The sequence below is a fragment of the Streptomyces sp. NPDC002623 genome, from assembly GCF_053592635.1.
The window spans coordinates 32666-52582 of record NZ_JBSFWB010000016.1 but is presented as its reverse complement, the minus strand read 5'-3'; the positions used below and the strand labels follow the sequence as shown (position 1 = coordinate 52582).

At 71.4% G+C, this 19917-nt stretch carries 21 protein-coding genes; 10 read left to right on the top strand and 11 right to left on the bottom strand.

What is annotated here, in order from left to right; genetic code table 11:
* Positions 1-22: 22 nt before the first annotated feature.
* The 3 genes from ACWD4O_RS27325 to ACWD4O_RS27315 all read right to left on the bottom strand — a co-directional run bounded on the left by ACWD4O_RS27325 (position 23) and on the right by ACWD4O_RS27315 (position 3079).
* Positions 23-487 (bottom strand): NUDIX domain-containing protein, encoded by a 465-nt coding sequence (locus ACWD4O_RS27325; RefSeq protein ID WP_450952411.1) that lies wholly within the window; start codon positions 485-487, stop codon positions 23-25.
* Positions 484-2022 carry an ATP-dependent DNA ligase gene (locus ACWD4O_RS27320; protein WP_451283696.1) on the bottom strand — a complete coding sequence of 513 codons (1539 nt, stop codon included), beginning with the start codon at positions 2020-2022 and terminating at the stop codon, positions 484-486. Before ACWD4O_RS27320 ends, ACWD4O_RS27325 begins: the two co-directional genes overlap by 4 nt.
* A 100-nt stretch (positions 2023-2122) precedes the next feature.
* Positions 2123-3079, bottom strand: a complete 957-nt coding sequence (locus ACWD4O_RS27315; RefSeq protein WP_451283694.1) for an NAD(P)/FAD-dependent oxidoreductase — start codon at positions 3077-3079, stop codon at positions 2123-2125.
* A 79-nt stretch (positions 3080-3158) separates the two neighbouring features.
* Here ACWD4O_RS27315 and ACWD4O_RS27310 point away from each other — a divergent pair, with 79 nt between their 5' ends.
* From ACWD4O_RS27310 to ACWD4O_RS27285, 6 genes are all read left to right on the top strand, one after another.
* Complete coding sequence (locus ACWD4O_RS27310; RefSeq protein WP_451283693.1) at positions 3159-3731, top strand: helix-turn-helix domain-containing protein; 573 nt, start codon at positions 3159-3161, stop codon at positions 3729-3731.
* 111 nt (positions 3732-3842) lie between these two features.
* A complete protein-coding gene (locus ACWD4O_RS27305; protein ID WP_451283692.1) occupies positions 3843-4820 on the top strand; it encodes an NADPH:quinone oxidoreductase family protein in 978 nt (325 codons plus the stop codon).
* On the top strand, positions 4817-6001 hold the full coding sequence (locus ACWD4O_RS27300; protein ID WP_451283690.1) for an acyl-CoA dehydrogenase family protein: 1185 nt from the start codon (positions 4817-4819) through the stop codon (positions 5999-6001). The genes ACWD4O_RS27305 and ACWD4O_RS27300 overlap by 4 nt, the downstream gene beginning before the upstream one ends.
* On the top strand, positions 5998-7080 hold the full coding sequence (locus tag ACWD4O_RS27295; RefSeq protein WP_451283688.1) for an acyl-CoA dehydrogenase family protein: 1083 nt from the start codon (positions 5998-6000) through the stop codon (positions 7078-7080). The genes ACWD4O_RS27300 and ACWD4O_RS27295 overlap by 4 nt, the downstream gene beginning before the upstream one ends.
* A gap of 231 nt (positions 7081-7311) precedes the next feature.
* Entirely contained in the window at positions 7312-8175 is an 864-nt protein-coding gene (locus tag ACWD4O_RS27290) for a phosphatidylinositol-specific phospholipase C/glycerophosphodiester phosphodiesterase family protein (protein ID WP_451283686.1), read from the top strand.
* Between the two features lie 158 nt (positions 8176-8333).
* Complete coding sequence (locus tag ACWD4O_RS27285; RefSeq protein ID WP_351910496.1) at positions 8334-8528, top strand: hypothetical protein; 195 nt, start codon at positions 8334-8336, stop codon at positions 8526-8528.
* 33 nt (positions 8529-8561) lie between these two features.
* On the opposite strand, the gene ACWD4O_RS27280 is transcribed toward ACWD4O_RS27285, so the two are convergent.
* The 3 genes from ACWD4O_RS27280 to ACWD4O_RS27270 form a co-directional block, all read right to left on the bottom strand.
* Positions 8562-9791, bottom strand: a complete 1230-nt coding sequence (locus ACWD4O_RS27280; protein WP_451283684.1) for a phosphodiester glycosidase family protein — start codon at positions 9789-9791, stop codon at positions 8562-8564.
* Between the two features lie 153 nt (positions 9792-9944).
* Positions 9945-11243: an NUDIX domain-containing protein gene (locus tag ACWD4O_RS27275; protein WP_451283683.1), complete on the bottom strand. Its 1299-nt coding sequence runs from the start codon at positions 11241-11243 to the stop codon at positions 9945-9947.
* A gap of 110 nt (positions 11244-11353) precedes the next feature.
* Positions 11354-11803, bottom strand: coding sequence for a carboxymuconolactone decarboxylase family protein (locus tag ACWD4O_RS27270; RefSeq protein WP_451283681.1), 450 nt, complete (start codon positions 11801-11803; stop codon positions 11354-11356).
* A 105-nt stretch (positions 11804-11908) separates the two neighbouring features.
* On the opposite strand from ACWD4O_RS27270, the gene ACWD4O_RS27265 reads away from it, so the two are divergent.
* Positions 11909-12403 carry a hypothetical protein gene (locus ACWD4O_RS27265; protein ID WP_451283679.1) on the top strand — a complete coding sequence of 165 codons (495 nt, stop codon included), beginning with the start codon at positions 11909-11911 and terminating at the stop codon, positions 12401-12403.
* A 64-nt stretch (positions 12404-12467) separates the two neighbouring features.
* Here the strand turns inward: ACWD4O_RS27265 and ACWD4O_RS27260 are convergent, their stop codons facing one another.
* Positions 12468-13823, bottom strand: a complete 1356-nt coding sequence (locus ACWD4O_RS27260) for an RICIN domain-containing protein (RefSeq protein WP_451283943.1) — start codon at positions 13821-13823, stop codon at positions 12468-12470.
* A 181-nt stretch (positions 13824-14004) separates the two neighbouring features.
* Positions 14005-14376 (bottom strand): VOC family protein, encoded by a 372-nt coding sequence (locus ACWD4O_RS27255; RefSeq protein ID WP_451283677.1) that lies wholly within the window; start codon positions 14374-14376, stop codon positions 14005-14007.
* A 143-nt stretch (positions 14377-14519) separates the two neighbouring features.
* Here ACWD4O_RS27255 and ACWD4O_RS27250 point away from each other — a divergent pair, with 143 nt between their 5' ends.
* Together ACWD4O_RS27250 and ACWD4O_RS27245 are read left to right on the top strand one after the other, a co-directional pair.
* A complete protein-coding gene (locus tag ACWD4O_RS27250; RefSeq protein ID WP_451283675.1) occupies positions 14520-15893 on the top strand; it encodes an NAD(P)/FAD-dependent oxidoreductase in 1374 nt (457 codons plus the stop codon).
* A 76-nt stretch (positions 15894-15969) separates the two neighbouring features.
* Positions 15970-16308, top strand: coding sequence for a hypothetical protein (locus tag ACWD4O_RS27245; protein WP_451283673.1), 339 nt, complete (start codon positions 15970-15972; stop codon positions 16306-16308).
* 109 nt (positions 16309-16417) lie between these two features.
* On the opposite strand, the gene ACWD4O_RS27240 is transcribed toward ACWD4O_RS27245, so the two are convergent.
* On the bottom strand, positions 16418-17092 hold the full coding sequence (locus tag ACWD4O_RS27240; RefSeq protein WP_451283671.1) for a hypothetical protein: 675 nt from the start codon (positions 17090-17092) through the stop codon (positions 16418-16420).
* A gap of 246 nt (positions 17093-17338) precedes the next feature.
* On the opposite strand from ACWD4O_RS27240, the gene ACWD4O_RS27235 reads away from it, so the two are divergent.
* Positions 17339-17602: an MEKHLA domain-containing protein gene (locus ACWD4O_RS27235; RefSeq protein WP_451283669.1), complete on the top strand. Its 264-nt coding sequence runs from the start codon at positions 17339-17341 to the stop codon at positions 17600-17602.
* A gap of 278 nt (positions 17603-17880) precedes the next feature.
* Here ACWD4O_RS27235 and ACWD4O_RS27230 read toward each other — a convergent pair whose 3' ends face one another.
* Positions 17881-18723 carry a sigma-70 family RNA polymerase sigma factor gene (locus ACWD4O_RS27230; RefSeq protein WP_451283667.1) on the bottom strand — a complete coding sequence of 281 codons (843 nt, stop codon included), beginning with the start codon at positions 18721-18723 and terminating at the stop codon, positions 17881-17883.
* Between the two features lie 234 nt (positions 18724-18957).
* A complete protein-coding gene (locus ACWD4O_RS27225) occupies positions 18958-19812 on the bottom strand; it encodes a sigma factor-like helix-turn-helix DNA-binding protein (RefSeq protein ID WP_451283665.1) in 855 nt (284 codons plus the stop codon).
* Between the last annotated feature and the right edge of the window lie 105 nt (positions 19813-19917).

Here is a 19917-nt window from a genome sequence, read left to right as displayed (position 1 = left end):
GCGTGGGCGTCCGCGGATCCGCTCAGTGCGAGTGCTCCGCCAGCCGGTCGAGAAACGCGGCCTGCGCCGGGACGATCAGCTCGCGGGCGCGCTCGACGCCGAGCCACGCCACCCGGTCCAGCTCGGGGAACTCCTGCGTACGGCCCGACCGGGGCGGCCACTCCATCGTGAACGTGCCGGGCGTCATCGCCGCCGGATCGAGGTCCGCCTCGATCGCCCATACGGTGACGATCTTGCCGTTGTGCTGCCGGACCTCCCCGAGCGCGATCGCCTCGCCGTCCGGCGGGGCCAGCCCGAGCTCCTCCCGGAACTCGCGCCGGGCGGCGTCCCAGGCGGGTTCGTCGGGCTCGTACTCCCCCTTGGGGACGCCCCAGGCGCCCGCGTCCTTCTTCGCGAAGTACGGCCCGCCCATATGGCCCAGCAGCACCTCGACGCCGTTCTCGCCGCGGCGGAACAGCAGGAGTCCGGCGCTGCGCTTCTGTGTCACGGGTGTACCTCCGGGTGGGCGGCCAGCAGGGTCTCCACGGTGTCGGCCTCCTCCGGCCGCTTGTCCTCCCGATACCGGACCACCCGGGCGAAGCGCAAGGTGACGCCGGCCGGGTAGCGGGTGGAGCGCTGCAGGCCGTCGTAGGCGATCTCGACCACGAGTTCGGGGCGGACGGTCACCACCCAGCCGTCGTCCTCCACGGCGAGCCGCTGGAGGCGTTCCGTCTGCCAGGTGAGCATCGCGTCGGTCATGCCCTTGAAGGTCTTGCCGAGCATCGCGAAGCCGCCGTCGGCCGTGCGGGCGCCGAGGTGCAGGTTGGAGAGCTTGCCGGTGCGGCGGCCGTGGCCCCGCTCGACGGCCAGCACGACGAGGTCGAGGGTGTGCACCGGCTTGACCTTCAGCCAGGACGCGCCGCGCCGCCCCGCGCTGTAGGGCGCGTCGAGGGCCTTGACCACCACTCCCTCGTGGCCGCGCTGCAAGGCCTGCCGGGAGAACGCCTCCGCCGCCTCGGCGTCCTCGGGGCCGGAGACGACCGTCCGGCGCACCCGCATCGGCTCGGGCGCCAGCCGGGCCAGCTCCGCCTGCCGTTCGGTGAGGGGCAGGTCGAGCAGGTCCCGGCCGTCCACGGACAGCACGTCGAAGAAGACGGGGGAGACCGGGACCGCCGAGGCCGCCGCCGTCACGTCCACCCGGGAGCCGACACGGCCGGCGGTCTCCTGGAAGGAGCGGGGGCGTCCGGTCCCGTCGAAGGCCACCACCTCGCCGTCCAGGATGAACCGCAACCCGGCCAACCTCCTTGCCGCGTCCGTCACTTCGGGCAGGCGGTCGGTGATGTCGTCGAGCGTGCGGGTGTACAGGCGGACGTCGTCGCCGTCCCGGTGCACCTGGATGCGGATGCCGTCCAGCTTCTCCTCCACCGCACAGGCGCCGAGCTTGCCGACGGCCTCGGTGACGGAGGACGCGGTGTGCGCGAGCATCGGCAGCACCGGACGGCCGACGGTGAGCCGGAACGCCTCCAGCGCCGGGGGGCCCTCCGCGAGCAGCGCCTGCGCCACCGTCTGCAGCGAGCCGGCCAGCATCACCGCCCGCCGCACGTCCGGCGCGGGTGCCCCGGTCGCCTGCGCCAGGCCCTCCACGGCGACGGCGTCCAGGGCGCCCTGCCGGACCTCGCCGCTGAGCAGGCCGAACAGGAAGCGCTGTTCGTCCTCGGTGGACGCGGCCATCAACTCGCCGACCAGACGCGTCCGTTCGGCCTGCGAGCCGGTGCCCGACACATGGCCGAGCTCGGTGAGACGGGCGTCCACCTCGCGCACGGTCAGGGTCGGCGCGGCGGCCGGGGCGACCGGACGGCTCAGCACCTTCCAGCCGACGCCGAGGCGGCCCTGGGGGAGCCGGCCGGCCAGGTAGGGGATGACGATCGGCACGTCCTCCGGCTCCGCGTCCCGGAAGAGCTCGGCGAGCAGGGCGATCTTGCGGGAGCGCGCCGAGGCGGCGGCGACCTCCCGGGACACGTCGGCGAGCCGGGTGAGCAGCATGCAGCCATGGTGCGGCGCGCTCCGCCGTTTTACCCGCCGAGGAAAGGGCCGCTTTTCGTCTGCGGGCGCGTTGTGGCTGGTCGCGCAGTTCCCCGCGCCCCTAGGGCGTGTCCGCCTGGGGCGTTGCGTCGAGGTCTGTCATCAGTAGCTCGCCGTTGATCGCGGCGCCCGCCCGGTAGCCGCGGCTGGCCGCGTTCACGACCTGTTCGGCGAACCCGGACGCGTTGCCCGCCGCCCACAGGCCGGGCACGGTGGTCAGACCCCGTCCGTCCACGACGGGGTAGGCGCCGAAGGGGGTCTCGCTCATCTCGGCGCCCAGTCGGGACAGGAGGTCCGTCTGCGGCACCGCCCGGGGCGCCACGAACAGCACCTCGCGGTCGAACACCCGGCCGTCCGTGCACCGGACCCCGGTGAGCCGGTCGTCCTCGACGACCAGCCCGGCCACCTCGCCGGGGACGACGTCCACCCCGGCCGCGGCCAGTCTGCGCCGGTCCTCGTCGGTCAGGTCGGCATCGGCGACCGTGTGCAGGAAGAGGGTCACGTCCTTCGACCACTGGGTCACCATCAGCGCCTGGTGGACGCTCATCGGGGTCGTCGCCAGTACGCCGAAGGCCTGGTCGCGGACCTCCCAGCCGTGGCAGTACGGGCAGTGGACCACGTCCCGGCCGAAGCGTTCGGCGACGCCCTCGACCGGCGGCAGCTCGTCCTTCAGACCGGTCGCGACGACGAGCTGCCGGGCGTGCACGGTCCGCCCTGCGGCCAGCCGGACGGCGAAGCCCTCGCCCCGGCCCGCGGTGACGTCCACCGCCCGGTCGTGGACCAGCTGCACGCCGTACCGCGCGATCTCCTCGCGGCCGACGGCGAGGAACTCGGCGGGCGGCATTCCGTCCCGGGACAGAAAGCCCTGCATGTGCGCGGCGGGCGCGTTGCGCGGCTCGCCCGCGTCGACGACCAGCGTCCGGCGCCGGGCCCGGCCCAGCACGAGCGCGGCGGACAGGCCCGCGGCGCCGCCGCCGACGACGATCACTTCGTACGTCTCGTCCTGCTTCTCGGTCATGGTGACCACCTCCGCGGCCACGGTCGCCGGACTGCTGCGGGATTGACAAACATCTTTGCCGATTCGGCAAGATGGAGGCATGACTACCGATGACGTTCTCGCGGAGGTCGGCCCGAGGCTGCGGCGGCTCCGGAAGGACCGGGAGGTGACGCTCGCGGCGCTGTCCGAGTCCACCGGGATCTCCGTCAGCACCCTCTCGCGGCTGGAGTCGGGGCTGCGCAAGCCCAGCCTGGAGCTGCTGCTGCCGATCGCCCAGGCCCACCAGGTGCCGCTGGACGAGCTGGTCGGGGCGCCGCCGGTGGGCGATCCCCGGGTGCGGGGCAAGCCGATGGTGCGGCACGGGCGCACCTTCTGGCCGCTCAGCCGCCAGCCCGGCGGACTCCAGGCCTTCAAGGTGCTGGTGCCGCAGCGTGACGAGGAGCCCGATCCGCGCACCCATGAGGGCTACGAGTGGCTGTACGTGATGTCCGGGCGGCTCCGGTGCGTGCTGGGGGAGCATGACGTGGTGCTGGAGGCGGGGGAGGCCGCCGAGTTCGACACCAGGGTGCCGCACTGGTTCGGGTCGACGGGGGAGGGGCCGGTGGAGTTCCTGAGCCTGTTCGGACCGCAGGGGGAGCGGATGCATGTTCGGGCGAAGCCCCGGCAGGGGTGACGGAGGCGACTCTTCCGTCGTCGCCTGTTCCCTCCCGGCAAGCGACCGCTTAGTATGCGATCGAACCGGTCAGCACGCCGGTCGGACGACGCAGTCCCGTGGAGGCTCCGCATGCAGGCATGGCAGGTGCACGAGAACGGCGAGCCGAGCGAGGTGATGCGGCTCCAGGACGTGGAGCGGCCCACCCCCGGCGACGGCCAGGTCCTGCTCAAGGTGCGCGCCGCGAACATCAACTTCCCCGACGCGCTGATGGTCCGGGGCCACTACCAGGTGCAGCCCCCGCTGCCGTTCACCCCGGGCGTGGAGATCTGCGGCGAGACCGAGGACGGCCGCCGCGTCATCGCCAACCCGGCCCTGCCGTACGGCGGGTTCGCCGAGTACACCGTCGCGGACGCCGCGGCCCTGCTGCCCGCCCCCGAGTCGCTCGACGACGCCGAGGCCGCCGCGCTGCACATCGGCTACCAGACGGGCTGGTTCGGCCTGCACCGCAGGGCCCGTCTGGAAGCCGGGGAGACGCTCCTCGTGCACGCGGCCGCGGGCGGGGTGGGCAGCGCGGCCGTCCAGCTCGGGAAGGCGGCCGGCGCGACCGTCATCGGCGTCGTGGGCGGCGCCGAAAAGGCGGCCGTGGCCCGGGAGCTGGGCTGCGACCTCGTCATCGACCGGCGCGCCGAGAACGTGATCGGCGCCGTCAAGGAGGCGACCGGCGGCCGGGGCGCCGACGTGATCTACGACCCCGTCGGCGGCGAGGCCTACACCCAGTCCACCAAGGTCGTCGCCTTCGAGGGCCGGATCGTCGTCGTCGGCTTCGCGAGCGGAACCATCCCGAGCCCCGCCCTGAACCACGCCCTGGTGAAGAACTACTCGATCCTCGGCCTGCACTGGGGCCTGTACAACACCAAGAACCCGAAGCTGGTCCAGCACTGCCACGAACAGCTCACCGAGCTGGCCGCCCGGGGCGCGATCCGGCCGCTGGTGAGCGAGCGGGTGCCGCTCGACGGGGCCGCGGCCGCCGTGCAGCGGCTCGCCGACGGCGTCACCACCGGCCGCGTCGTCGTGGTGCCGGCGCTGGAGAACGGAGCCGCCGTATGACCGTCGACGCAGCCGAACTGCGCCGCCGCACCCAGGAGTTGCTGGCCGCGCACCCTCCCGCCACGACCGACCGGCTGGACTTCCTCAAAGCCCGCTTCGACGCCGGACTCGCCTGGGTGCACTACCCCGAGGGCCTCGGCGGACTCGACGCGCCCCGCTCCCTCCAGGTCGTCGTGGACGCCGAACTGGCGGCCGCGGACGCCCCCGACAACGACCCGCGGCGCATCGGCATCGGTCTCGGCATGGCCGCGCCGACGATCCTGAAGTACGGCACCGAGGAGCAGAAGCAGCGCTTCCTGCGGCCCCTGTGGGTGGGCGAGGAGGTCTGGTGCCAGCTGTTCAGCGAACCCGGCGCCGGCTCCGACCTGGCCGCACTCGGCACCCGTGCCGTCCGTGAGGGCACGGACTGGGTCGTCAACGGGCAGAAGGTGTGGACGTCCAGCGCGCATCTCGCCCGCTGGGCCATCCTCATCGCCCGCACCGACCCGGACCTGCCCAAGCACGCGGGCATCACCTACTTCCTGTGCGACATGACCGACCCCGGCGTCGAGGTCCGTCCGCTGCGCCAGATCACCGGCGAGGCCGAGTTCAACGAGGTCTTCCTCACCGACGTCCGCATCCCCGACGCACGGCGGCTCGGCGAGGTCGGCGACGGCTGGCGGGTAGCGCAGACCACCCTCAACAACGAACGCGTCGCCATCGGCGGCATGCGGCTGCCCCGCGAGGGCGGCATGATCGGCCCGGTCTCGAAGACCTGGCGCGAGCGCCCCGAGCTGCGCACCCACGACCTGCACCAGCGGCTGCTGAAGCTGTGGGTGGAGGCCGAGGTCGCCCGGCTCACCGGCGAACGCCTGCGCCAGCAGCTCGCCCAGGGCCAGCCCGGCCCCGAGGGCGCCGGTATGAAGCTCGCCTTCGCCCGCCTCAACCAGGAGATCAGCGGCCTGGAGGTCGAACTCCGCGGCGAGGAGGGCCTGTTGTACGACGACTGGACCATGCGCCGTCCGGAACTCGTGGACTTCACCGGCCGGGACGCCGGATACCGCTACCTCCGCTCCAAGGGCAACAGCATCGAGGGCGGGACCAGCGAGGTCCTGCTGAACATCGTCGCCGAGCGCGTCCTGGGCCTGCCGTCCGAGCCGCGCACCGACAAGGACGTCGCCTGGAAGGACCTGGCCCGATGAACGCACAGCCGGATCTGCTCTACTCCGAGGAGGAAGAGGCGCTGCGGGCCGCCGTGCGCGACCTGCTCGCCGACCACTGCGACGCGCCCGGAGTCATCGCGCGCACGGAGTCGGACGCACCGCACGACCTCGCGGCCTGGAAGGCGCTCTCCGACGGCATGGGCCTCGCGGGCCTGCTGGTGCCCGAGGCGCTGGGCGGCCAGGGCGCCACCCCTCGCGAAGTCGCCGTGGTCCTCGAGGAGTTGGGGCGCGCGGTCGCCCCCGTGCCGTACCTGACCAGTGCCGTGGTCGCCACCGAGGCGCTGCTGGCCGTCGGGGACGAAGAGCTGCTCGGCCGGCTGGCGTCCGGGCGGACCATCGGCGCGCTGGCCGTGGGGCTGCACACCGCACCGGGTGCCGCCGTCAAGGCCGTGCACGTCGAAGACGGCCTTCTCCAGGGGGAGTTGACCGGGATCGCGGACGCGGTCGTCGCCGACGTACTGCTCGTGCCGGCGGACGACGGCGGGCTGTACGCGGTCGACGCCTCCGCCGTGACCGTCACCCCGCAGGTCTCCTTCGACCTGACCCGCCCCCTCGCCACGGTCACCCTCGCCGGTGCCCCCGGCCGCCGCCTCGGCGACGCCGAACCCGCCGTCCGGCGTGCCCTGCGGGCCGGCGCCGGACTGCTCGCCTCCGAGCAACTCGGGCTCGCCGACTGGGCGTTGACCGAGACCGTGCGCTATCTGAAGGAGCGCAACCAGTTCAACCGGCCGGTCGGCGGCTTCCAGGCGCTCAAGCACCGGCTGGCCCAGCTGTGGCTGGAGGTCGTCAACCTCCGGGCCGCCGCGCGGTCCGCGGCCGACGCGCTCGCGGCCGGCTCGGACGTCGACGTGGCGGTCGCCGTCGCCCAGGCCTACGCGGCGCCCGTCGCCGTACGGGCCGCCGAGGAAGCGCTGCAACTGCACGCCGGTATCGGCATGACGTGGGAGCACCCGATCCACCTCAACCTCAAGCGGGCCAAGGCCGACTCGATCGCCTACGGCACCGCGGGCGCCCACCGGGCGGCCCTGGCCGAACTGGTCGACCTGCAAGCACCCTGACCGACGCCCGACGCCCGACGCCCGACGCCCGACGCCCGACACGCGGTACCGGCATCCGGTACCGGCATCCGGTGAAGCCCGCCCCACCTGGGGCGGGCTTTTTCGTGCGGCTGCGCGGAAGGAGTGAACAAGCGGCGGCGGTCCGGCCAACTCCTGGCATGTACAGGTTCGTTGGCGTTCGGACAGCCTCATACTCCCTGTGGTTCAGACCGCCCCACAGGGAGGAACGAGATGGCCCCCTTCACCCGCCGCAGAGCCCTCACCACCTTCGGCGCCACGCTCGCCGCGGTGCTCGCGCCGCCCGCCGGCAGCGCCTTCGCCGACGGAGACAAGCGCGGCGCCCGTCCGTTGTGGCGCGCCCACGCCCACAACGACTACGAGCACCCCCGCCCCCTCTTCGACGCGCTCGACCACCGCTTCGGCAGCGTCGAGGCCGACATCTTCCTCGTCGACGGCGAACTCCTCATCGCCCACTCGGTGGACCAGCTCGACCCGACGCGCACCCTGGAGTCCCTCTACCTCGCTCCGCTCGCCGCCCGGGTGAAGGCCAACCACGGCTCGGTGTACCGGGGTTACCGCAAGCCCTTGCAACTGCTCATCGACATCAAGACCGAGGGCTCCTCGACCTACCTCGAACTCGACCGTCAACTGCGGCGCTACAAGGGCCTGTTCACGACGTACGCCCACGGCCGTGTCCACACCGGCCCGGTCACCGCCGTGATCTCCGGCGACCGCGCCGCCCGGGCGCCCATGGAGGCGCAGACCGTCCGCCGGGCCTTCTACGACGGCCGGCTCGTCGACCTCGGCGCCTCCGAGGCGTCGTTCGCCTCGCTCATCAGCGACAACTGGACCCTCAACTTCACCTGGCTCGGCGTCGGGGCCTTCCCCGAAGCGGAACGGCAGAAGCTGCGGAGCATCGTGGCGGCGGCCCATGCGCGCGGGCAGCAGGTGCGGTTCTGGGCCACGCCGGATCTCGCCGGTCCCGCCCGGGACGCGCTGTGGGCCGAACTCCTCGCCGCGGACGTCGACTACCTCAACACCGACGACCTGGCCGGCCTGGAGACCTTCCTCGACACCCACCGGGCGGCCGCGTAACACGACTCGTCCGACACGACCGGTCCGTCAAGGTCCAGGAGGCCCGCTCCGCCGACACCACTCGTTCGGCGGACGGCTCAGCCGCACGGACGAAACCTCCGTTACGCCACACTTGCGGCCGAACGCCGCGAAAACGGACGTGGCGGAGGAGGTTGACGATGGCCATTTCGATTTCCGTGGTGCTGTTGCTGCTGATCCTGGCGGTGATCTTCATGCGCAACGGCGGACTGAAGGTCTCGCACGCGCTGGTCTGCCTGCTGCTCGGGTTCTTCCTGGCCGGCACCAGCATGGCTCCCACCATCCGCAGTGGCCTCACGGCGACCGCCGACATCGTCGGCAGTCTGCGCCCGTGAGGCCGCTGCGGGGTCGCGCACGACCCGACGGAACTACTTGACGAAGACCCCGATGCCGTTCGACACCGGGCGCTCGTAACCGTCGGACGGGTGGTTGCGGACCGTCACCTTGGTCGCGCCCGACGGACGGGCCACCAGGGTCGACGAACCGCCGCCGTCCAGGCTGAAGCCCTCGGTCGCGCCGAGACTCTTCAGTGCGGCGGCGACCTCGGCGATGGTCAGGCCCTTGCGGTACGCGGTGGCGCCGTCCAGCGCGAACAGGAACACCTTCTTCCCGCCGTTGCCGATGCCCACGGCCGTCCGCACGGCCGAGACCGACGTGTCCAGACCGGCCAGCGCCTTGCTGCCCGCCAGGATCGGATAGCCGCCGACGGCGAAGCTGTACGCCGACCGCGACGCGGACGTCAGCCCGTACCGCACCGCCACCCGCTGGCCCTTGACGAGCTTCTTCAGGCGCTGCGCGCCCGCCTCCCGCCCGACGAGGACCGTGGTGCCGGCCGCGATGGCGCCGCCGCCGGGCGTGGTCGAGGTCGACACGACCCGGCCCTTCTTGAGCGTCACCTCGTAGGTGCTGGTGCTGCACGCGGCGGCCCGTTCGGTGTCCGTGCCGCAGGTGGCCCGCTTGCGCGAGACGCTGCCCCAGTCCGAGGTGAACGCGCCGACGGAGTTCTCCGGCAGCGCGTACTGGTTGACGCCGCCCAACGGCAGCCGCCGCCCCACCGTGGTGTACGTCCCGTTGAGGGACAGACTGTCCACCTTGGCCTTGCCGTCGGTGCCGACACCGACCACGGCCTTGGTGGTGGTGCCCGGCGGCAGCGCGGGGCCGAACCGCTGCGCGTTCGGGACCGCGCCCTTGAGCGCCTTCCCGTTCGCGATCGCCGGACCCACGGTCGACCCGGTCGCGGAGACGCCCGGGTGCTGCACCTCGCTGATGTTGAAGAAGTCGCCGTTGATGCCGGCGACGGCGCTCTGCTTGTTCGCCATCGCGGAGATGTCCGCACGGGCCGCGACCGTCCCCGGGTACAACAGCCCGAGGCGCACGTGGGTGTTGGCGAGGTCGACGCTCAGCACGTGCACATGCGTCTTCCCGGCGGCCGCCTGCAGGTCGTACTGTCGGTACGCCACGCCTGCCGCCACGGTGGTCCAGGTCGCGGCGTCGGCCGTGGCCGCCCCCGCGAACGTCGCACCGGCCACCGTGCCGAGAGCGACGAGCAGCGACAGGGACTTCCTGCGCACCCCGGACCGTTTCTGATGTTGTGTCACAGACCCCCCTGGGTAGTTTTGGCTCGCAACTTTCTCACGGTCTGCTGTGACGACTGTCAGGGGGTCGGCGTGAACACCACGCGAACGGGTGAGGAAACGCACGGTTCAGGACGTTCTGTTCGACCGTTCGGCTAAGGGGTTCGGCTCTGCGGTTCAGCTCTGCGGGTGCCGGTGGCCGTACGGGGTGAAGTGGGCCGGCGGGTGGTCGATCGGCAGCTCGGGGCGCCAGGCGGTGAGGGACTGGGCGCTGCACACGAACAGGGACGGCGGCAGGTGGTCCAGGGAGTACCAGCGCCAGTCGCCGACGCTCTCGCCGGGCTGGTCGGCAGGCTCGCCCTCCCAGTCGGCGCCGACGGCGCCGACCGTCATCCGTACGACACCGTCGACCCGGTCGAGGAGCGTGCCCAGCAGGCGTACGTCCGAGGGGTCCGCCCGCAGCCCGGTCTCCTCCCGCAGCTCCCGCACGACCGTCTCCTGGAGCGACTCCCCGGGTTCCACCGTGCCGCCGGGCAGCTCCCAGGTGCCCCGACGATGCCGGCCCAGGAGCAGTCCGCGGGGGCCGTGCAGGATGGCGCCGACGCCGAGCGCCGCGTGCGCGACGGGCGGGAGGTCGGTGCGGGGGCGGGCGGAGACCCGCAAAGGGCGCCGCGCTCGGAAAACCCGATAGGCGGCGAGATTCACGGAGCCGGAGGGGGCTGCGGGGGCAGCGGAGCCGGTGGAGTCAGTGGAGTCTGCGGGGTCTGCGGAGTCAGTGGGGTCGGCTGGGGCGGCGAGGGCGGCGGTGGGGGCGGGTGCCGTCACCGGCACCACCTCCTCGACGCGCAGCCCGTGTTCGGCGAGCAGCGCCTCCCACGCCTCGGGCGTGGGCACCCACATCCGGACCGTCGTCTCGCCGCCGCCCGCGAGCCGCAGGGTCTCCGGCCGGGCCACGAGATCCGAAGTGGGTCCGTCCCCACGGGAGTTGGTGTGCAGTACGGAGAAGCACAGCGTCCCGCCGGGGGCGAGCGCGGTCGCCAGCGCGGGCAGCAGCCGTCGTGGATCGATGAACGGGACGGCGTTGACGGAGTAGATCACGTCGTACGGCTGCGCCGCCGCGCGCAGATGCGCGACGGCATCGGCGTGGAAGAGACGCAGCCCGGGCAGTGACCCGTACCGGGCCCGGGCCCGCTCGATCTGGCCGGGCGCGGAGTCGACGGCGTCGACGACGGCCTCGTGCACGCGGACGAGCCGCGCCGCGTGCCGGGCCGTGCCGCAGCCGAGGTCCAGGACGCGCCGTCCCTTCAGCTCGCCCAGGAAGGCGTCGTCCGGCCCCGCGTCCGGGAACCCCCAGTCGATCCGTTCCGCCTCCGCCAGGACCGTGCCGCGCCGCAGATGATGAGCGGCGTAGGCCTGCCAGGCGTCGGCGTTGACGGACTCCGGTCCGTCGGGGACGTCGAGGGGGTGGGGCGGCATGGGCGGGGCCTCCAGGGGCGGACGGACAGACGGACGGCGCTCACGCACCGGCCAGACGATCCTTACCGCACTCGGCGCCGCACAATCGCCGGACTCAGTGCACGCCGGACTCAGTGCACGGGGTGCTTGCTGAGGACGGACACCCGGTTGAAGGCGTTGATGGTGACGGCCACCCAGATCACCGCCGAGATCTGGTCGTCGGTGAGCACCTCACGGGCGTCCTCGTAGGCGGTCTCCTGCGCGGCCGCGTCGGGCAGCACGGTGGTCGCCTCGGCCAGCGCCAGGGCCGCCCGCTCCAGGGGGGTGAAGAGCTCGGTGTCCCGCCAGGCCGCGAGGACCGCCAGCCGCCGGGTGTCCTCTCCCGCGCGCACGGCGGCTTTGGAGTGCACGTCGAGACAGAACGCGCAGCCGTTGAGCTGCGAGACGCGCAGGTTGACCAGTTCCACGACGGTGCGCTCCAGACCGGCCTCGGCGGCGGTCGCCCGCACGGCCTCGGACGTCTGGACCAGCGCGTGGTAGGCCTTGGGGCTCTGCTTGTCGATGAAGATCCGTCGAGTCATGTTGAACATCCAACCACTGGGTCGTGCTTCTTCCCTTCTCGCGGTCTCTGCGCCTCAATGAGGCGATGCCCGACCGACTTGACCGGACTTGACCTGGAGTGACCCATGAGACCTGCCACCCGTAAGTCACGTGCTGCCCTGGTCGCCGCCGCCTCCGCCGCCCTGCTGGTCGGCAGCGTGGCGTCGGCGCCCGGGGCGGGCGCCGTGACGCCGGACTCGGCCACCGCTCAGTACGACTGTGGAGCCTGGGGCCCGTCGACGCCCGCGTACTTCACGGCCACCCAGTCCGGCAGCGGGGCGACGATCACGATCACCCTGCCCTCGCTGACCGCCCCGCTCCCGATTTCGACGAACAGTGTGACGTCGACCCTGGTGCTCGCCAAGAACGGTTTGGAGACGACCGAGTTCACCGGGACGACCAACCCGTTCATGAGTGTGGGCACCCCGTTCGTCCTCGGCCCGCTCAGCGGCACGGTGGCACCGGGCGACAGCCTGGACTCCTACTCCCTCGGCCAGTACTCGCTGCGCATGGTGCTCTTCGGGATCACGATCAACTGCGTGGCGAAGAGCACGTTGTCCCCCGGCCCGTTCGTCTTCTGACGACCGGAGCCCCGGGACGGCACGGCCGCGCCGCCCGGTGCGGTCGCGGGCGGCGGGCCGTCGCTCACTGTCCCGGGGCGAGGATGTAGGAGTTGAGGGTGCCGACCGTGTTGAGCGCGGTGGGGGAGCCCAGGTCGTAGCGGTCCACGGCGAGGTAGTTGGGCTTCTTGCGCGCGGCGGGTGTGCAGAAATTCTGTGCGCGGTTGAGGAGTTTGCCGTTGTCGGTCTGGGCGGTGGAGCTGATCGTGTAATCCCTGAAGTGGTTCATCACGAACAGCGGGTGGAAGGCGGACGAGGTCACGGTCAGCGGCCGGCCGGTGCCCCAGCGGCTGTAACAGGACCAGTCGGAGTCGCCGAGTCCGGCGCCCATGGACCAGTAGTTCTCGACGGTCCACTCGCGCTGGTACATCACCCCGAACGTGTCACGGGTGGTCCAGCCGTTGGCGGTGTCGCTCGCGCGGGTCCGGTCGCTGAAGATCAGCAGTTGCTTGCCGCGCGCCGCGAGGTCGGCCATGGTCGGCCAGCCGCTGGTCGCCACGCCCTCCTGGTCGGGCCGGTACAGCACGTCGTACAGGCCGTTCACGGAGGCCAGGGAGGACTTCAGCACGTCGGAGGAGGAGTAGTCCTCGAGGAACACGGTGACGACCTGACCCGGACTGGCCTTGAGGAAGTCGACCATGCGCTGCAGATCGGTGGCGAGCGGGACCGGGTTGCTCACACCGTCGCAGCTGTTGTGACACAGCACGGCCTGCCCGGAGACGGCGTAGTCGTCCAGCATGAAGCCACGGACTCCGTCGCCGAGTTGCTGGGCGACGCCGCGGTTCTGGTTGGGGAACAGGCTGACCGGGAACGACGCGAAGTTGCCGTCGGCCCCGTTGGCGAAGGCGTTGTGGGCGGTGAGGAAGGTGACCTGGTCGAGGGTGCGGGTGTCGGCGGAGGGCATCGGGGCGGTCGGGTACGTCACCGGGGTGAGGTACCAGCGGGCGAGATCGCCGGCCGAGCCCAGCTGCACGGCACCGGAGTCGGAGGCGGACCCGGTGAGGTACTGCGTGGTGCCCGGGACGCTCACGGTGTAGGTGCTGTCGGCGCCGGACGCGATCGTCCAGGTGGTGCCGTCCGCGCCGCAGGCGGCGGTCACCGCGGACGTGCCGCTGCGGCCGAGGCAGACGCCCGACTCGTCCGCGTTCTGCAACTGATAGCCGCCGCTGACCGCGACCGGGGTCCACTGCTGGTGGTCCTCGTTGCCCTTGGGATTGTGCGCGGCGACCGTGCCGCCGCTGTCGGCCGCATGGAGACCGGTGGTGTAGTTCTGCAGATAGACCGAGTACGCGGGGACGGCGGCCGAGGCCTGGCCGGCCGACAGGACGGGCAGGGTCAGGGCGAGCGCGGCGGTGCCGCACAGGGCGCGCAGGGGGCGCAGGTGCACGCGAGTTTCCTCTCACTCCAGCACTTAGTGATGTCAGAGGCATGACATATCGAAAGTGCCGGGTGTCGCGCCAGACTCCCTGCCCGAAATCACAGTGAAAACCGTTCACTGTTCATCGTGCGCTGTTCAGCGTTCACCGCTCGCTGTGCACCGTGTACCGCGCAGCGTGCTGCGCTCAGTGTCGGCCTTCGGGTGGCTGGTGGAGACCGAACGCGGAGCCCTGGTCGTCGCGGCACAGCTTGAAGCGGCCGAACCGGGCCACCGACTCCTCGTCCTCCCCTCCTTCCTCGCCGAGATCCTCGATCGTGCCGCCCAGCTCGGTCACCCTGGCGACCGCGGTGTCCAGGTCGTCGACCCGGAAGAAGAGATACGGGGAGGCCGCCTCGTCGCCGCCGTGCATACCGCCCGGCAGGCCGTCGGTCGTGATGGCGAAGCCGTGACCGGTGGGGCCGGGTTCGAAGGTCCAGCCGAACAGGGCTCCGTAGAAGGTGCGACCGCGCTCGGGGTCGGCCACGCCCAGTTCGAAGAAGGTGGGTTCGCTCGCCATGGTCGTGCCTCGCACAGGTAGGGCTTGCGCGGGTACCGCTGCCTCCATCGTCCGCCCGGTCGCCACGGTGTGGCAACCGTGGTCTGTCACATCTCCATGGCCCGTCCGGTCTAACAGGTGTCGACCAACGAGCAGAGGGAATCATGCGTGAGATTGTGATCGTCGGTGGTGGCTACGCGGGCTTCTACACCGCATGGGGCCTGGAGAAGTCGTTGCGTTCGGGCGAGGCACGGGTCACCGTCGTCGACCCGCGTCCCTATATGACCTACCAGCCCTTCCTGCCCGAGGTGACGGCCGGATCGGTCGAGGCACGGCATGCCGCGGTGTCGTTGCGACGGCATCTGCACCGCACCCGGCTGATCGCGGGGAGCGTCACGGAGATCCGCCATGCGGACCGGAAACTCATCGTCCGGCCCGTCGACGGAGCCGACTACGAACTCCCTTACGACACCCTTGTGGTCACCGCCGGCGCTGTGACCCGCACCTTCCCCATACCGGGGCTGGCGCAGGAGGCGATCGGCCTGAAGCACGTGGAGGAGGCGGTGGCCATCCGCGACCGGCTGCTGACCGCCTTCGACCAGGCGGCGTCGCTGCCGCCGGGGCCCGAGCGGCGGAAACTGCTCACCGTCACGTTCGTGGGCGGCGGATTCTCCGGCGTCGAGGGCTTCGGCGAGCTGCTGTCGCTGGCGACCGCCATGCTCAAGTCCTATCCGGAGCTGAGCTTCGACGAACTCTCCTTCCACCTGGTCGAGGCCCGGGGCCGGATCCTGCCCGAGGTGGGGGACGGGCCCGGTGCCTGGGTGGTGCGGTCGCTGGAACGCCGGGGCGGGCACGTCCACTTGAACACGCAGCTCGTCTCGGTCGAGGACGGGCACGTCGTGCTCTCCTCGGGAGCGGAGTTCGATTCCGCGCTGGTCGTCTGGACCGCCGGCAACGCCTCGAACCCGGTCGTGCACAACCACACCGATCTGCCGGTCGACGAGCGCGGCCTGCTCGTGGTCCGTCCCGATCTCCGGGTGGGCACCGACCGCGAGCCGGTGCCGGATGTGTGGGCGGCCGGAGACGACGCGGCCGTTCCCGACCTCGCCGTGCCCCTGCCGGGCGCGCGCACGGTGCCGAACGCCCAGCACGCGGTGCGGCAGGGCAGGCGCCTTGCGAAGAACATCGTGGCCGACCTGCGCGGGGGGAGGGTCCGCGACTACCGCCACAGCAGTCTGGGTGTGGTGGCGACCCTGGGGCTCGGGCGCGGCATCTTCCAGTACAAGGGCATCGTCATCAAGGGTTTCCCCGCCTGGCTGATGCACCGCGGCTATCACGTCCTGGCGGTGCCCACCTGGGAGCGCAAGGTCCGGGTGCTGACCGTCTGGCTGACCGCCGCCCTCTTCGGCCGGGATCTCGTCTCCCTCGCCTCGGTGCAGCACCCACGGGACGCGTTCGTCGGGAGCGGCCGGCCTCAGTCCCCCGACGGGGGCCGGAGCCGGAGCCGGAGCCGGGCGAGCGACCGCCCGGCCGCGTGAGCCGCTTCGACGAGCGCGGCTCGGCGGCGCCCGGCGCTCCCACCTGCTCGTCATCGCCTTCCCTCTGGAGCACACCATGGACGCGAGTGAGGAGGCCGCGCGCGGCCTGACCGACATCGAGACATTCCTGTACTGGGAGGCTCACCTGCGAGCGGCACATCAGCGCGTAGCGGAGTTCACCGCACGGGCGCCGGGGTTGACCCGGGAGCAGAAGAGACACCTCGAACGGTGGTATGTCGAGGAGCAGAGGTACGTCGCCCGCATGGTGACCGAGCACATCGCCGATGCCATCGGTGGGGTCGAAGAGAAACACCACATCCGCTTCGGACGATGGCTACGAGGCACGCTGATCGCCATGACACTGATCACCGTGGCGATGATCTGGGTGTGCGTCGCGGTGATCATGGGCGCGTAGCGGTCCGTAGCGGTCGCAGAGGCGCGCAGAGATGCGTTGGGGCGCGCGGGGGTGCGTAGAGGCGTGCGTGCAGGGGTGCGGGCCTGGGTGCGTGGGGCTGAGCGAACCTCTAGGAACGCCTCGCACGGTAGAGGCCCCGGCCGGTTCGCTGGACGCGGGAGGTGCCGACCAGACGGTCGAGGGTGCTGCGGACGCCGTTGATGCTTCCGCTGTCGGTGTCACGGCCGAGAGCCGCCGCGACGTCACGAGCCCGCACATCGGCGTCGCCGACGCCGGCGAAGTACTCCATGATCTGCTCGGTGAGCTTGCCGTACTGCCTCTGCGAGTCCGCGTCCGAGTCCCCGTCCCCGTCCGCGTACGCCTTCCCGCCCAGGTCGGGTTGGGCGGCCACCGGACCCTTCGCGTCCTTGCCGCTCTGGCGCTTCCGCGGCTGTGCGACGGCCTTCGCCGCGGTGCCCGCAGGCACGGCGGAGGCACGGTCGGTGTGCGGTCCGGCGGTCTCCACGGCCTGCCCCTGCCGCACCTGCACACCTTCGGAGCTTGCGGCGTCTGCCGTGCCTGCCGTGCCTGCCGTGCCCGGCACCGCGGCGACCGGGTGGCGCAGCAGCGTCTCGAGAGCGCTGAGGGCCCTCTGCACCGAGCCGAGATGGGCGACGACCGCGGCCAACTCCCTTTCCAGCGCCTGCTTCTGGATCTGCAGACGGGCCAGGTCCTCCTGCAGGCTCTCGGTGGTGACCTCGATGTCATGCGCTGCATGGGTTGCTGCATGGGTTACAGAGACCATGTGTTCCTCTCATCCTCAGCCCCTCGTGCCGCGCGCCGGCTCATGTGTGGTGCCGCTCGGCCTGAACGCGGGAATGTGTCCACCTGACATCATATGCAGTGACTCACTCTGATACGGGGGGACGGTTCGACGCACAGGGACGTCAGCGGTGTCGATCAGCTCTCCGAGCAGGTGGCGGCGGGCCTGCGCTTCGCCTCAGGTCACGACCCTGACAAGGTTGAACTGTTCACCGGTCGATGCAGGACAGTGTCAGATAGTGTCAGTCGCGCCGGCAGGCGGCGTGCCCCACGCAAGCAGGAGGACCGGGACGACTTCGTCCGCGCCGCACAGGAACACGGCTTCGCCGACGGCTACACCGGGCTGCGCAGGACCAGGACCGGCGAAGAGTTCTGGATCAAGGACGTGACGATGTGGGACCTCCTCGACCCCAAGGGAGACAACCGAGGGCAGGCCGCGGTCTTCCGTGACTGGTCCCCGCCGGTGCGGCCGATGTCGACCCACGCGGGCTGACCGCCCGGCCGTGGCTTCGCGCTTTCGACGGGGCGGTGTCACAACCTCCGTCACACCGGCGCAACTAGGGCCTGTCCGGCCGATCATGCCGCAGACGCGGGGTGTGGCACGCACTCCCCCACTGCCTTAAAGGCGTGGGGGGACCCCCAGCGGCGTTGTCGTCGGTTGCCGACTCCCCCACTCTCGGCTGCGCTCGAGCGGGGGGACCCCCATCACCCCGCTCCCCGGCGCTGATTCGGCACCGCCGATTTCCTGCGACTTGATCGGCCTGACAGGCCCTAGCGGGAGCTCGACGCGAGGAAAGCGGCGATCTTGCTGGGGTTGAACACCCACATCACCTTGTAGATGCCTTCGTCCGAGGCGGCGATCGTCATGAACGTGGCGGGCTCGCCGTTCCGGTGGATCAGCACGCCGGTGCGGCCGTTGGCGTCGACCGGCCTGGGGTCCGCCTCCGGCCAGAACCGGGGAAAGGCCGTCGACAGGTTGGCCACGCGGGCCCGCCCCGATACCGGGACACGGGCGGCGCCCCGCATGCCGTTGCCGTCGGACAGACTGACGGCGTCGGGGGTGAGCAGGGCTTCCAGCGAAGCCACGTCCCCCGTCCGAGCTGCTGAGACGAAGGCGTTGAGAAGGCGCCGGTGCTCCGTCGTGTCCACGGTCCCGCGGTGCTCGTCCGCCAGATGCCCACGCGCACGGCTGACGATCTTCCGCACATTGACGAGGCTGAGCCGGAGGATCGCAGCGATCTCGGGATAGGTGTAGTCGAACGCCTCACGCAGCACGTATGCGGCGCGCTCGGTCGGACTCAGTCTCTCCAGCACCAGCAGAAGGGCCATTTCCAGCGCTTCCGCGCGCTGTGCGCCCACCTCCGGGTCCGAGCTGGTGTCGACGGGCTCGGGCAGCCACGGTCCGATGTAGGTCTCCCGGCGCACCCGCGCGGACTGCGCGACGTTGATGGCCAGGCGGGTCGTGGCGCTGGAGAGGAAGGCGACCAGGTTCAGCACCACCGAGCGGTCGGTCTTCTGCCAACGCAGCCACACCTCCTGGACCACGTCCTCGGCCTCCACGGCGCTGCCGAGCACGCGGTAGGCGATCCCGAAGAGACGCTTCCGGTGCTCCACGAAGACAGAGACAGCCTCTTCGAGGTCGCCGGTCGTGGGGGGGCGGTGCGTGATGCATGGTCGTGGGGTCGCTCAAAGACATGGCTGCTCCAATCGCATCTGTTGCATAGACCGGGCGCGACCCGATCCTGTGACAGACCCGGAGCAGCGGGGCCGCGGTCGGCCGTCGAAGGACCCCGACTCGGCAATGCCTACGGTGTTTTCGCGGCCCCACAAGCACTGACATGTTGTTGCTCAGTTTCGTGTGGGTGGTTGGTTCCAGAGGTGGAGTTTGTCGGGGTTGAGGACGGCCCAGACCTGGGTGACGTGGTGGTCGGCGACGTCGAGGGTGATGACGGCGGCGACCTGGTCGTCGTAGCGGGTCACGAGCCCGGTGCGGCCGTTCACGGAATGCGTGGCCAACGTGGTGCGGGGCCGGTGCGCCAGGAGCGTCAGGAGACTGCGGGCGACGGGCCGGCTGCCGTGGACGGGCCTGGCCAGGGCCCGTACCTTTCCCCCGCCGTCGAAGAACGCCGTGGCGTCGGGACACAGCAGCGACACCAGGAGCTCCGCGTCCTGGGTGACACAGGCCCGCCGCACCGCATGCGCGAGCGCGTCGTGTTCCTCCGGGCTGGTCGGGTGTGAACGGTGCAGCCGGACACTGTCCCGGGCGCGGTCGGCGAGTGCGGCGCATTCGGGTTCGGTACGCCCGACGATGTCGGCGACCGTGCGGGGCGTCATCCCGAAGACGTCGTTGAGGACGAACGCCGCCCGCTCGGCCGGGGACAGGGAGTCCAACGCGTCCAACAGCACCCGACTCACCTCCTCCCCCTCCACCTCCCGCTCGGCACGCTCGTCCGGCGGGTCGACGGCCAGGCCGGGCAGGGGCAGGCGGCTCAGGCAGATCCCGCCCGCGGTCTTCGCCAGCCATGACCGGGGCGCGGCGATCCCGGCGCGCGCCGTGTCCGACAGCCCGTACCACCGGCGGTACGCCTCCTCGACGACGCTCTCCGCCGCACCCGCGCTGCCCAGCATCCAGAAGGCGACGTCCAGCAGAAAGCGGCGCTCGTCGAGCAACTCCCCGATCGGCACCGCGTCAGCATGGTCCATACGGCAACCTCCCTGACGGCTTCGGCGGGTCCTCGCACACGACACACTTCTTTCGATTCGGCTCAACCAGTTAGACCGGGCACCCCTGGATGTTGTGACACCGGA